Raw genomic sequence first — 13404 nt, forward strand, 5'->3', positions numbered from 1 at the left:
GTAAATGAGACTTTGCCATCACTTTCTTTTTTGAGTAGTAGTGGGTTTTTGGCAATAGTGCCGAGCACATCTGCAAGACTTATCTTTATTTTTTTGTGTTTAGAATAATTGGTATCGGTGTTGTTGGCATTTTGGATGTTGATATCTTTGGCGTTACCACTAATGCTATTGTCTGCTTGAATGTCAACACCCACTGCATGAATGTTGTTGTTGGCATTAAGCGTAATGTTATTGCCACTGAGGGTTGAGTTAACGGCGGTTTTTTTAATCCTACCTTCTAAGTCCTCAGTAGAGCTGTAGAGCGAGCCCATCCCAACCAAACCTGCAAGGGAGAAACTAGATGTTTTACTGTAAGACTCATTCAGGCTACCATCATAGCCTGCTTGGATGTTGATGTCTTTGGCGCTATCTAGACTGAGTTTTTGTTGTGCTTCTATATTAGAGCCGGTGATGTTGATATCCTCTTTAGTGGTTTTTAGAGTGAGGTTATTGGCACTTAGATTTGAGGCAATATTATTTACAGTGGCTTTGGTGTCAATACTAACACTGCTAGATAAAAAGCCCTTAGAGCTGGCTTTCATTTGAGTGGCTTTGGAGTCTTGAACTGAGGCTATGTTTAGATTATCGCTTTTTATAGTGGCATTATTGGCAGAGACTTTTGAGCCTTGGATGTTGATGTTATTTGCATTAATGTTTAAATCACCAGTTACTTTGATGTGACTGCCTTGGTGCTGAATGCTTTGTGAGTTGGAGTAGTTATCACCACCACCTGCTTTTAGATCGGTGGTGTTTTGCTGGGTCGTGATATTGAGGTTATTGGCTGTAATAGTTAAGTTTTGTGCTTTAATATTACTGGCTGTATTGCTCATATCTTCAGCGTTGATGCTGATGTTTTTGCCTTTGAGGTTTGAAGCCTTGCCAATGGTTGTTGTTGTGTCTCTTTTTTGTGTTGTGGTTTGTTGATTGGCAATATTGGTAAGGGTTTTTGCTGTTAGGTTGAGGTTGTTATTTGCTGTTATATCCCCTGACTGGTTGAAAAGGGTGTTTTGTGCGTTTAGATTGATATTGTTGCCTTTAAGCGCACCGTTTTGATTAGTGATATTGTTAGCACTAATGTGGGTGTCTTTTGCTGAGGTTATATTGCCACTATTGACGATTGTGCCATTGCTGTTGATGGTGATGTTTTGTGCGCTTAAGAACGCTTGAGGTGTTTTGCTTAAATCATCCAGTGTTGCATTGGCTAAATAGAGTCTTGGCATCAGTGCTGTGTATTGTTTGCCATTGAGTTCAACGGTTTGGTTTTCATACCAAACGATGTCTTGAGTTAGAGCCTTGATGGCTGCTTTGCTAAGCGATACACCAAGGGTGATTTCAACGCCTTGGTCGGTTAGTTTTTCATATTCTTCATTGCTTTGATTAAAGAGCCGATCAAAGGTGGCATTCATATCAAAATTTGCATACAGCTGTGCTTTTTTGGTTTGCTCGTTAATTTGTTTTTGTAGTTGTTGATGCTCCCAATAGGCATCGCCTAGGGTAATAGGATTAGACATTGTTGGATCTAAGAATCTAATATTGGGTCTGGCGAATAGGTATTGTGAGGCTTTGAACTGGGTAATATCAACAAATTGATTTCTAGTTTCTATTAGGTAAGGTTGCTTAGCACTAGGTTTTATAACCCTATACTCACCATTTAAGGCAATAGCGCCAATTTGACTATCGGTATCAATATTAGGCTTGATGGTTAATATTGGGTCGTTACTAGCGCCATCTGCGTTTGCAGCAGGTGCGCTCTCAGGTGCTTGTGCGTTAGGTTCGTACTCTGGGTTATCGGTATTATAGCCATTGATAATGGTGGTAGCATTTATGGTTAAATTATTACCTGCACTAATAGCGGCTTTGTTTATACTATAAACTACCTCACTTCTACTATCTACTATGTCAGCGTACTTAGTGCGATAAGCGTATCTTTTACAACCACCACCACTCCACCAGTTTCTTTTCTTTTCACAATATTTTTCTTGCCACATCTTGCCCCACTTGCGATATAGATTGTGGGTATCTATTGAGTCTGTATTATTTTTAAAGGTATTGGTGTTAATCGTAACATCGTTACTAGCAGTGATGATGGAGCTAAGGTTATTGATTTCCTGAGAGGCGGTGATAGTAATATTATTGCCTGCTGATATCAGTGATAACTGTGAGGCAAGAGTGGATACTGCCTCGTCTTGTTCTAGTATTAGCGTTTGATCCATGACATAGTCGCTCTTAACAACCTTCTCATTAACATCATAGCCATAGTAGCCATCATTATCATCTTGCTTGGCATCATAACGATAAGCGGTGTTGTTAAGGGTTTTGGCATTAATGGTGATATTGTTATCAGATTTAATCACGCCTGATTTGTTATTAATGACTAGGTTTAAGTTATTGTTTGTGCCATTATTTGAGTTGTTATTTGAGTTGTTATTTGAGTTGTTATTTAAGTTGTTGTTTGTATCATTAATGAGAATACTGCCCTGTGCAACGATTGAGCTTTTATCGTTTAACAGCTGATTAGCAGCGGTGATATGTAGCTGATTTTTTGCATAAATTAATCCCCCTTGGGTTTGAGCGGTGTTTTGGGTATTGTTTAGCGTGTTGGCTGTGATATTGAGATTAGCACCTGCTGCCAGTTGCCCACCTTGATTGTTAAGCGTATTGGCGCTAATATCCAAGTTGGCTTGGGCAATGGTGTCTTTACCCTCGTTTTGATAGGTTTGATTTGTATTAATAGCAATATTTTGTACCGCTTTTATATCACCTGATTGCGTGATATCTCCACTATGAGAAGTTAGGCTAATGTCTGTTTGTGAGCTCAGGTTTGCTTTTAATACTAGATCACCATCAGCCATGATTTCTAACTTGGATAAGTCGGTGATAATATTGCCACCTGCGGTATTAACGCCTGCACCTTTTTCAGTAACGATGAGTTTAATGCTACCTGCTGAGATATTGGCTAGATGTGAGGCATCAATGCCAAACTCAATAGCAGAGGCGTTGGCATCTGAGCTAACCTCACCAGTCGTGTAGTTATAATAATCATTACCTTGTTTTAAGGCTAGGTCTTGTTTGGCTTGAAGTTCTCCTCTTAGCGCAATGGCTCTTGAGATGATATTAACCTCATCTGTGTTATTGGCATATAAACCAAGCTTGCCAATGACAAAATTAGAAGTTAGGTCATTGTTGATTTTAAAGCCAGTTATTGCACCATCACTCATCCGTGATTGCCCACTCACCATAGTCAGCTTGGAAGTGTTGATAAAACTACAGCCATTACAATCAAAGCCATTAGGATTGGCAATCACCACAGCTGCATCTTGACCAAACACTTCCAAAGCACCGTTTAATACTGAGCGATTAGTAGTGCCTACTTCATTCAGGATAATATCAGCGTTTTGGTTAAGGTTAGGGTTGCCATATACCGCACCACCAAGTTGTGAGGTGCCCATGACTTTTGAGTTGTTGAGTATTGCCCCTTGATTGCCGACATTAAACTTGTTGTAGTGATTGATAGAAACCCCAACAGAGTTGGGGTTTGCAATATTGATTAAATCAACCCCGTTGGCTGTTGTGTCTATAAAAGTTGTTGGGCTTTTGGTGGTGTTTACGACTTGATTGGCGGCGTAGACATTGCTTATGCTGCCTACGCCTATACCTACACCTACACTTAATACAAAAGCGTTTAAGTGGCTGAGGATTAACAACAGGGTGAAGGGCTTTTTGAGTGTGTGCACTTGGTGTTTTGGATTGGTTTTTTTAAAAAGTTTTATTTTAGCCCTAAAGAATTCCATTGAGTTGGTATGTTGAATTATTTGTTATTTGAGGCCTTTGCATAAATAGGGATGATTGGCAAAATCTAATTTTTGCTGAGGTAAATGTGTTATTTATATTTTAAATCAATGGGTTGTGGGTTTTTTAGGTTGGGCTATTTATGCTATAAAAATCCCAGTATTTTCCCCCCGATGTTACTCTGTGGCGTGAGCGTTAAAGTCCTGCTGTTATCTTCGCCAGTGATGTGAATGATTAAATCAGCAGGAGCAATCATACCTTTGCCCAATTCTGCCCATTCAATCAGTTGAATAGAATTGCCTTGTGAATATTCCCGAATGCCAATATATTCTAATTCCTCTGGATCACTTAAGCGATAACAATCAAAATGATGAATGTTAATCGTTTGATTTTGATAGCTTTCGACCAGTGAGTAAGTAGGGCTCTTGACACGCTTAAAACCAAAAGTTTGAATGAAGTTTCTTGCTATTGTGGTTTTCCCTGCACCCAAATCACCCTTTAGGTAAATAACGATAGAATTATTAAGATTTTTTACATTGCGCGCTAAGACCTGAGCAAATTTTGCCACTTCAATCTCACTGTGAAAGACTAGATTCACCCGAGGCGCTCTTAGAATAACTGCCACATATAAACGCTAAACACACTCACCAATACGATACCTTCGAAGCGATTAATCCTATGCTTTTTATGAAACTTATAAGATAGGATGAATAGCAGTAATGTAAGTAGCAGCATCACTGGGTAATCTCGAACAATAACTTCATCTGCCACTTTAGATGGATGAATAAGTCCAGGAATAGCAAGAACAGCAATGGTGTTAAATAGGTTAGAGCCAATCACATTGCCAACCACCATCTCATATTGCTTCTTTAAAACGCTAGAGATAGATACCGCTAACTCAGGCAAACTGGTACCAAGTGCAATAATGCTTAAACCAATGATTAAGTCAGATATTTCAAAGAATCTTGCAACTTCTACACCCCCCCATACAATCAATTTTGCACTAGAAATTAATACGATTAAACCAATGATAAGCATCAACCAAGTTTTTCCTGTTTGGTCTTTATTAACAGTTTGCTCAAATTCGTCGAATTCGTGGTGATTTGAATTTTTGGCACTTATTAAAGTGTAAGTTAAAAATAAAATCAGCAAAGACGCTAAAATCAAACCATCAGTCACGCCAAGATATCTATCCCATAGTAAGTAACCTGTCACAAGCGTGGCAACCATTAAGAACAGCCATTCTTTTTTTAGAACACCACTTTTTACTTCAATAGGAGCGATAATGGCACTCACGCCAAGCACCAATGCGATATTAAAAATATTAGAACCGATGGCATTGCCGATGCTTAGCCCTGTATTGCCATCTATTGCCGCTAAGCCTGATACCAACATCTCAGGTGCTGAAGTGCCGAAACCAAAAATAAGCAAACCAATCACTAAAGGCGACACTTTGAAAATATTAGCAATCTTTGCACCATTTTCAGTAAATGTATCAGCACTCCAAATTAAAAGTATAAAACCTGCTAAAAGAGCAATAATTGGTAGTAGAATGTCGGGCATAATTAATGAAGCAATAATTTTTTACTTATTATAGAGGCAAATGAATAAAACAGAATTTTTAATTGGTCGTAGTGGGCTTGATTTACAAGATGATTTTTATCCCGATGATTTACCCCAAGATTGGCGTTTTGATTATTATGCCGCTATCTTTAAAACACTATCATTGCCGATTGATACGGATGAAGATTTAGAGCAAATTTTTAGCGACATTGAAGAAGATGAAGAGAGTGAGTTTACGCTGGTATTAACGATTGAGTATTTGCAATTAACAGACGCAACAGCACTAAAAAAAACCCTAAGTGAAGTGCAAGACTATTGGCAACATTTTATTTTATTTTGCGAAGTTGATAAAGCACCAAGCACAGAGATAATGAAACTATTGTCTGGCTACAAAGTGTGCTTCCAATCATCTAAAACACTTAAACTGGGCTTACAAGAAGCGCAAGTCTCAGATGTAATATTGAGTTTTAATCAATATCCAGTGTTATATTCTGCACAGGTATGGGACGAAAAACAAATACGCATCTACCTTGAAAGCATCGTTAATGTCAACACTAAGACTGTCTTGATTTGCAAATTTGCAGAGCGAGAAACATTGGATAAAATTCGCATTATTGCTGAATTATTGGGTTTTTAGAGGCGTTCTTAATTTGAATATTTTACTAACACGCGCCTTAGCGCAAGTCCAACCATTGCAAACTTTGGTAAGTCAGAGTGGTTACAAGCCTATTTTGTTTCCCAGTTTAGAGGTTGAGGCGTTAAGTCATGTGCCGCTTAAAAGCCATTATGATGTGCTGATTTTTATAAGTAGCAATGCGGTTGAGTATAGTTTAGAAACACTTCAAAACTTAAAATATCAGCAGTGTAGATTTTTTGCTGTAGGCGTAGCAACTGCAAATAAACTTAATGAATACGGTTTTGAGGTTGATGCTTTTCCCAGTGAAAAAGCCTCTAGTGAAGCATTGTTGGCAATGTCAGAAGTTAAAATACTGAGAGGTAAAGATATTTTGATCTTTCGAGGCAAAGGCGGAAGAGAAACACTCAAAGAAGGGCTGGAACAGCATAATACGGTTGAATATATTGAAGTTTATCAGCGTGTGGTGTGTGATACCACACCATTGCATCATAGCGCTTTGTCAGAATTTTTACAAAGTGACAAAGGTATTATTACCGCAACCAGTGTTGAAAATCTCACTGCACTTTTGTCAATAGTTGGGCAAATTGATACCGATGCGCTAAGCACAATCAAGCGTTATCCATTGGTAGTGTTAAGTGAGCGTATTAAAACTTTTGCACAATCTATAGGTTTTACCCAAGTTGAAGTTGTTACAAAAATTAGTGATGAAGGTTTACTTGAGGCGTTAATAAACTTGACAAAAACATAAAATAGGTTTATTGTTAACCATAACTTATTTCTTGGGGAGAAGATTGTGGTTAAGTTGAGTGTATCTAAGGCAGCAAGAATGTTGGGCATTAGTCGTTTTGATATTCAAAATCAAATCAATAACGGCAAACTGCAAACGCATGAAGGCTATGTAACAATAGACAGTTTGAGGTTGGCGTATCCGAGTGTTAATATGAGTTCTGAGCAAGACCAACATATTCAAAAAATGCAACAGATTAAGGATGATGCTATCCATAAAATAGAAGTTGATAACGCCATTCATGGTGCCAATGATAAAGTCTATCATGGTATTATCACCAATCTAAAGTCCAAACTTTATAAAGAAGAAATTAAAAATCAACATTATGAAATGGTGTTTTCTGAGCTTACTGAGCGACTAGATATTCTTGAGAAGCGGTGTCACTCTCAAGACAAAAAAGAATTACACGATCTACAAGGTTGGGTCAAATCTCAACATTAAGCATACTTTTATAAATGCTTAGCGATTTCTAGGGAAGGCTGAGAGCGATTCATTGAGTAGAAATGGAAATTATTAACCCCTTGCTCTTTTAGAGTTTGACACAAGTTGGTGACAACTTCCAATCCAAATGTGCTGAGTGAGTCAAGGTCATCTTGATACAGCTCTAATTTTTTTAAAATCCAATTGGGAATTTTTGCACCACACATATTGGAAAATCTTACCAGCTGTGTGTAGTTGGTAATCGGCATAATGCCCGGAATGATTGGAATACTAACACCGAGTTTTTCTATTTCATCAACAAATTTAAAATAAGCCTCAGCATCATAAAAGTATTGTGTGATAGCACCATCTGCGCCCGCTTTTACTTTGTCAGCAAAATGTTGTAAGTCAGTTTGTCTATTTTTGGATTCTGGGTGTACCTCAGGATAGGCGGCTACTTCAATATGGAAGTGATTGTTGTATTGCGACTTAACAAATTCAACCAGTTCATTGGCATAATGGAAATCACCAATATCACGCACGCCAGATGGGATATCACCTCTAAGTGCAACAAGCCGATTAATATTAGCTGCTTTATATTGGTCAAGCAATTCAATAATAATTTCTTTTTTTGAACCAATGCAAGATAGATGAGGCGCAGCAGCGACAGTGTCATTTTTTTGAATATCTAAAACTGTCTCTAATGTCGCCTCTTGTGTTGTGCCAAGTGCACCAAAAGTCACAGAAAAATATTCTGGATTGATACTACTCAGTTCTTGTCGAACTTGGTGTAAAGTTTGCTTGCCTTTTTCTGTTCGTGGTGGAAAAAATTCGAAACTTGTTTTCATTGGCATTATAAATGCTTGTAAAAAGCGCTAATTATAGCGTATTTGTATGGCGTTAAAGCTTTTGTCTAAGTCGCAACAATCGGGTAAAATAACTTTTTTTTGTTTAAAAGAGTGTGTATGTCGAAAAGTGATTATATTGAGTTAGAGGGTGTGGTTAAAGAAAAATTACCCAACACTACTTTTACGGTTGAATTAGAGAATGGCCACAGTGTATTGGCGCACATCTCTGGTAAGATTCGTAAACACTATATTCGTATTTTACCAGGAGACAAGGTGACTGTAGAAATGACACCTTATGACCTAACAAAGGGTAGAATTACTTTCAGACATAAATAAAAAAAAGATTAAGCCGATGTGGTGGAATTGGTAGACACGCTGGATTCAAAATCCAGTTCCGCAAGGAGTGACGGTTCGACCCCGTCCATCGGTACCAAATTTAAACTAAAGTGAATAATATGGAACAAGTAGATTTAATAGCAGAAGCCTTAAACCTAACCCTTTTTGGAATGGGTTTTGTTTTTTTGTTTTTGACTTTATTGGTGTTTGTGACCAAGCTTATGTCAATTATTATTCAAAAAATACAAGATTCAACGCCAGTTGAAGCTGGAGCGCCTCATCGTGACGAGATGGCGGACGAATTGGATGAAGAGGCTAAGTTCGTGATAGAGCAAGCTATCAAGATGCATAGAGGGGCGTAGAGTATGATAAATTTTCTAAAGAATGTTATTCAAAAACCTACGACTGAAAATCAGAAGAAAGTAGAAATTACTGAGCTTGTTTTGCGAGATGCACACCAATCTTTATTTGCAACCAGAATGCGTATCGATGATATGCTGCCAATCGCTGATAAATTAGATAAGATTGGTTATTGGTCTATGGAATCTTGGGGTGGCGCAACTTTTGATTCTTGTATTCGCTATCTTGGTGAGGATCCTTGGGACAGAATTCGTGAAATCAAAGCAGTCATGCCCAATACCCCTCAGCAAATGTTGCTCAGGGGGCAGAATTTACTCGGTTACCGTCATTATAGTGATGATGTGGTGCGTCAATTTATTGAGCGTTGCGCTGAAAATGGCGTCAGTGTGTTTCGTATTTTTGATGCAATGAACGATATGCGTAACCTAAAAACGGCAGTTGATCAAACTGTTAAATTAGGCCAACACGCCCAAGGCACAATTTCTTACACCGTTAGTCCAGTGCATACCATGCAAACTTGGATTGATATGGCAAAGGCTATTGAAGATATGGGTGCCCATTCTTTATGTATCAAAGATATGGCAGGCTTATTACGCCCTTATGATGCGTATGATTTGGTCAAAAAACTCAAAGCAACCGTTGATATTCCCATTCAGTTACATGCACATGCCACCACAGGCTTATCAACCGCTTCGATTGTCAAAGCAGTGGAAGCAGGCATTGACCGTGTGGACACAGCCATTGGCTCTATGAGCATGACTTATGGACACTCAGCTACCAATTCAGTGGTGTCTATTTTAGAAAACAGCCCAAGAAAAACCGGCCTAGATTTGGCAAAATTAGAAGAGATTGACGCTTACTTTAGACCCATTCGTACCAAATATGCACAGTTTGAAGGCTCACTTAAAGGCGTGGACTCCAGAATTTTATTATCACAAGTGCCCGGCGGTATGTTGACCAATATGGAAAGCCAATTGCGCGAGCAAAATGCCCTTGATAAAATGGACGAGGTCATGGCAGAAATTCCACGCGTGCGTAAGGATTTAGGCTACATTCCATTGGTAACACCCACATCGCAAATTGTTGGCACACAATCGGTTTTGAATGTCTTAACAGGCGATCGTTATACAACCATCACCAAAGAATCCGCAGGCATCTTAAAAGGCGAATACGGCGCAACACCTGCTCCAGTTAATCAAGCATTGCAAACCAAAGTGCTAGATGGTAACGAACCAATTACCTGTCGTCCAGCAGACAATATCGCACCAGAAATGCACATTTTGGAGCAGGAGTTTGACAAAATCGTGGCAGCAAAGGGTTTGACCCTAGCTGACAATAAAATCGATGATTTGCTGACCTATGCTTTATTCCCACAAGTTGGTATTAGCTTTATAGAAAATCGCGATAACGCCGAATTTTTCGAATCCGCTCCCAAGGTCGGCAATAGCGTTAATAATTCAACCGAAGAGGGCAGTTATACCGTGTCATTCAAAGGCACCTCTTACAAAGTTGATGTGTCTGCAGGCGGTAATGTCACCTCAATGAAGTCCGCTGTAGATGTCGTTGCGCCAGTAGCACCAACAGAAAAGCAAATGATTGACAAAATACCCAACGCAAATGCAGAAGAAATCGGCGCCCCGCTTTCTGGCAATATTTGGAAGGTAATGGTATTGCCTCATCAAAAAATCAATGAAGGCGATGTGTTGGTTATTTTAGAAGCCATGAAAATGGAAACTGAAATCAAAGCAGCCAGATCTGGCATAGTCGCCAGTGTTAGCGTCAAAGAGGGCGATGCGGTAACCGTAGGTCAAACCTTATTAAGCATGGTATAGCCCGCCTTGATCATTTTTATTTATTGCAAAGGTTTCTATGTGTCAATATCAACAATATTATTTTTCTAATTATTCATAATCACAAGGTCTCTCAATGGAACAATTAAACATGCTTTGGGCAAATACAGGATTACAGCAAATGGCTTGGGGTCAGGGGCTGATGTTGCTGGTGGGAATGCTGCTTTTATACTTGGCTATTATTAAAAAATTTGAGCCATTGTTGTTGTTGCCTATTGGTTTTGGTGCGATTTTAGCCAATATTCCAGGGGCAGGTATCGCTGAGGGTAATGGGATTTTGCATATATTTTATGAAGTGGGCATTGAGTCGGGTGCCTTTCCATTGATTATTTTTATGGGTGTGGGTGCTTTGACTGATTTTGGGCCATTGCTGGCCAATCCCAAGACTTTGTTACTTGGTGCAGCGGCACAGTTTGGTATTTTTGCCACTTTGTTGGGTGCCATTGGTTTGAGCGCCATGGGGATTTTTGATTTTAGCCTTAATGATGCCGCTGCCATTGGTATTATTGGGGGAGCGGATGGGCCGACCAGTATTTATGTGGCATCAAAATTAGCGCCCGATTTATTGGGGGCAATTGCCGTGGCTTCTTATTCTTACATGGCGTTGGTGCCATTGATTCAGCCACCAATTATGCGGGCGTTAACCACTAAGAAAGAGCGCCAAATTAAAATGGTGCAATTGCGTGAAGTCTCCACTGCGGAGAAAATTATTTTCCCCGTGATGTTGTTGATGTTGGTGGCATTACTCTTGCCAGATGCAGCGCCGTTATTGGGTATGTTTGCCTTTGGTAATTTGATGAAGGAATCAGGTGTGGTTGATCGATTGAGCGATACCACGCAAAATGCCTTAATTAATATTGTGACTATTTTCTTGGGCTTGGCAGTTGGCTCAAAGCTGATGGCAGATAAGTTTTTACAACCTGAAACGCTGGGTATTTTGGTACTGGGCATGGTGGCTTTTGCCATTGGCACGGCGTGTGGATTATTGATGGCAAAATTAATGAACGCCTTTGGTAAAAATAAAATCAATCCGCTGATTGGCTCCGCTGGGGTTTCCGCTGTACCAATGGCAGCCCGTGTTTCTAACAAAGTGGGGTTGGAAGCCGACCCGCACAATTTCCTCTTAATGCACGCCATGGGTCCAAATGTGGCAGGTGTCATAGGCTCAGCGATTGCCGCTGGTATTATGATTCAATTTTTGGGTTAATTATTTTGCACAGAACATTTTTAAAAGCCAAACTCCATCGTGTAACCACCACTGCCAGTGAAGTGGACTATGAAGGGTCATGTGAGATTGACGGTATTTTATTAGATGCAGCAGGAATTGGTGCTTTTGAGCAAATTCAAATCTACAATATTAACAACGGCAATCGTTTTACCACCTATGCCATCCGTGGCAAAGACAACTCAGGCGTGATTTCTGTGAATGGCGCCGCCGCACACAAAGCACAAGTGGGGGATTTGTTGATTATTGCTTCTTATGCCAGTTATAATGAAATTGAAATTAAAAATTACATGCCGACATTGTGCTATGTTGATGATAAAAATATTTTAACCAAAGTAGGCGCCAGTATAAGCCTATGAAAGAAGTTATTCAAGATATTATGCAAAGGTCTCTCAAAGTTAGTTGTTAAAAATTAAATGACGATGAGGCGCTAATTTCATCAGGTTTAATTGATTCTGTGGCGAATTCAATCCATAAGTGCAACACTTCTATCTTACCGTAGCGCTTTGCGATACCGCTTGTGTTGATGGCGTATACGCCACCTACCGCTTTGTTCTTAAGAACAAAGCGGTAGGTGGCTTCAATGCTGATTTTAACTTACCTTTCAAAAGTGATGTAATGCAACTTCATTACCCGAATATATTTACCCTGCTAACCTTTGGTAAGCCGCCCGTCTGTTTAAGTTTACTGACTAATTTTGGAAAGAAGTTTAGGATTGGTAACAAGATTTCTCACGCCGTGTGCGTGATCTTCATTGAAAACATTACCTTTACACCATTGACCAACACTCTCAATATTAACTTTGGCTACTTTAGGTCTAACACGCCAAGTAACTTGAAATGGTGAGCCTTTTTCATTGTAATCAGGGCCTGTGGTTGATCCAGCGTATTGAATAGGGGTGCCCGTATTGTTTGGAATATTTATTGCTTGATATAAATCGTTCTTGATTTCATATTTGGATAAGTTGCCAAAATCAAGTGCATCCTTGTTATTAACCAAAACATACACCTGTGTTTCAACGCGCAACTGAGGGTTTTTTATTGCATCGCTTAAGCATGAACCTAAAGTTGGCCCTGGTTTAACCTGAGCAGTTGAATGCACATAGTGAACTTCAATAGTATCGCCAACACTTAAAGCCCCATGCTTACTAGGGCATATGTCATGCGCTACTGATTTAAGCTCGGCAACATTTAATTTACCCGAGTATTTATAACCACTTTGAAACCCATCTCCATCTCCATTACCTGCATATTGAGTAAACTCGCCCCCTTTATGTTCAGCATTTTTATGAAAATGAATATTACACAGATTCATTTGTGTGGATAACGGCGCTGTATTAAATGTTAATAAATTATCACCCGCTACAGCCTCAATATCACGAGGGGATTGAGGGCCGTATCCTTTGCTTTTTGTATTGCCTGCAAGTTTCATTCGTTGCTCAGATATAACTTTATCCGAAACAATCTTATGCACATCGTCACCACTCCTTTTTTCATTAGCATAAATGGGTAATAATGCCACTATAGCCAATACACTTATTATTTTTCTTT

The 13404-nt window shown here is 39.3% G+C and carries 13 protein-coding genes and 1 tRNA gene; 9 read left to right on the forward strand and 5 right to left on the reverse strand.

Going from position 1 to position 13404, the window contains the following annotated elements; translation table 11 throughout:
• The 3 genes from BHECKSOX2_RS06590 to BHECKSOX2_RS06600 form a co-directional block, all read right to left on the reverse strand.
• The coding region (locus BHECKSOX2_RS06590) for a two-partner secretion domain-containing protein (RefSeq protein WP_139682960.1) at positions 1-3830 on the reverse strand (3830 nt) is incomplete at its 3' end.
• A gap of 143 nt (positions 3831-3973) precedes the next feature.
• Positions 3974-4402, reverse strand: coding sequence for a tRNA (adenosine(37)-N6)-threonylcarbamoyltransferase complex ATPase subunit type 1 TsaE (gene tsaE, locus BHECKSOX2_RS06595; RefSeq protein ID WP_425356614.1), 429 nt, complete (start codon positions 4400-4402; stop codon positions 3974-3976).
• A gap of 35 nt (positions 4403-4437) precedes the next feature.
• Positions 4438-5391 carry a calcium/sodium antiporter gene (locus BHECKSOX2_RS06600; protein WP_180323700.1) on the reverse strand — a complete coding sequence of 318 codons (954 nt, stop codon included), beginning with the start codon at positions 5389-5391 and terminating at the stop codon, positions 4438-4440.
• 40 nt (positions 5392-5431) lie between these two features.
• Between BHECKSOX2_RS06600 and BHECKSOX2_RS06605 the strand changes: the two genes are divergently transcribed.
• The 3 genes from BHECKSOX2_RS06605 to BHECKSOX2_RS06615 are packed head-to-tail and all read left to right on the forward strand — an operon-like array spanning position 5432 to position 7256.
• On the forward strand, positions 5432-6028 hold the full coding sequence (locus BHECKSOX2_RS06605) for a hypothetical protein (RefSeq protein WP_139682962.1): 597 nt from the start codon (positions 5432-5434) through the stop codon (positions 6026-6028).
• 13 nt (positions 6029-6041) lie between these two features.
• Positions 6042-6776, forward strand: a complete 735-nt coding sequence (locus BHECKSOX2_RS06610) for a uroporphyrinogen-III synthase (RefSeq protein ID WP_139682963.1) — start codon at positions 6042-6044, stop codon at positions 6774-6776.
• A 45-nt stretch (positions 6777-6821) separates the two neighbouring features.
• Positions 6822-7256 (forward strand): hypothetical protein, encoded by a 435-nt coding sequence (locus BHECKSOX2_RS06615; protein ID WP_139682964.1) that lies wholly within the window; start codon positions 6822-6824, stop codon positions 7254-7256.
• A gap of 8 nt (positions 7257-7264) precedes the next feature.
• Here the strand turns inward: BHECKSOX2_RS06615 and metF are convergent, their stop codons facing one another.
• Positions 7265-8083, reverse strand: coding sequence for a methylenetetrahydrofolate reductase [NAD(P)H] (metF, locus tag BHECKSOX2_RS06620; RefSeq protein ID WP_139682965.1), 819 nt, complete (start codon positions 8081-8083; stop codon positions 7265-7267).
• A 117-nt stretch (positions 8084-8200) separates the two neighbouring features.
• On the opposite strand from metF, the gene infA reads away from it, so the two are divergent.
• From infA to panD, 6 genes are all read left to right on the forward strand, one after another.
• Positions 8201-8419, forward strand: a complete 219-nt coding sequence (infA, locus tag BHECKSOX2_RS06625; protein ID WP_010645628.1) for a translation initiation factor IF-1 — start codon at positions 8201-8203, stop codon at positions 8417-8419.
• Between the two features lie 12 nt (positions 8420-8431).
• A tRNA-Leu gene (locus BHECKSOX2_RS06630) sits at positions 8432-8516 on the forward strand.
• A 22-nt stretch (positions 8517-8538) separates the two neighbouring features.
• The gene (locus BHECKSOX2_RS06635; RefSeq protein WP_139682966.1) at positions 8539-8781 is read left to right on the forward strand and encodes an OadG family protein; all 243 of its coding nucleotides are present in this window, start codon (positions 8539-8541) and stop codon (positions 8779-8781) included.
• A gap of 3 nt (positions 8782-8784) precedes the next feature.
• Positions 8785-10611, forward strand: a complete 1827-nt coding sequence (gene oadA / locus BHECKSOX2_RS06640) for a sodium-extruding oxaloacetate decarboxylase subunit alpha (protein ID WP_139682967.1) — start codon at positions 8785-8787, stop codon at positions 10609-10611.
• A 94-nt stretch (positions 10612-10705) separates the two neighbouring features.
• Entirely contained in the window at positions 10706-11836 is a 1131-nt protein-coding gene (locus BHECKSOX2_RS06645) for a sodium ion-translocating decarboxylase subunit beta (protein ID WP_139682968.1), read from the forward strand.
• Between the two features lie 5 nt (positions 11837-11841).
• Positions 11842-12213, forward strand: a complete 372-nt coding sequence (gene panD, locus BHECKSOX2_RS06650; protein ID WP_139682969.1) for an aspartate 1-decarboxylase — start codon at positions 11842-11844, stop codon at positions 12211-12213.
• A gap of 325 nt (positions 12214-12538) precedes the next feature.
• Here the strand turns inward: panD and BHECKSOX2_RS06655 are convergent, their stop codons facing one another.
• Positions 12539-13396, reverse strand: coding sequence for a delta-class carbonic anhydrase (locus BHECKSOX2_RS06655; RefSeq protein ID WP_139682982.1), 858 nt, complete (start codon positions 13394-13396; stop codon positions 12539-12541).
• Between the last annotated feature and the right edge of the window lie 8 nt (positions 13397-13404).

The sequence above is a fragment of the thiotrophic endosymbiont of Bathymodiolus puteoserpentis (Logatchev) genome (genome assembly GCF_900127505.1).
GTDB lineage: Bacteria > Pseudomonadota > Gammaproteobacteria > PS1 > Pseudothioglobaceae > Thiodubiliella.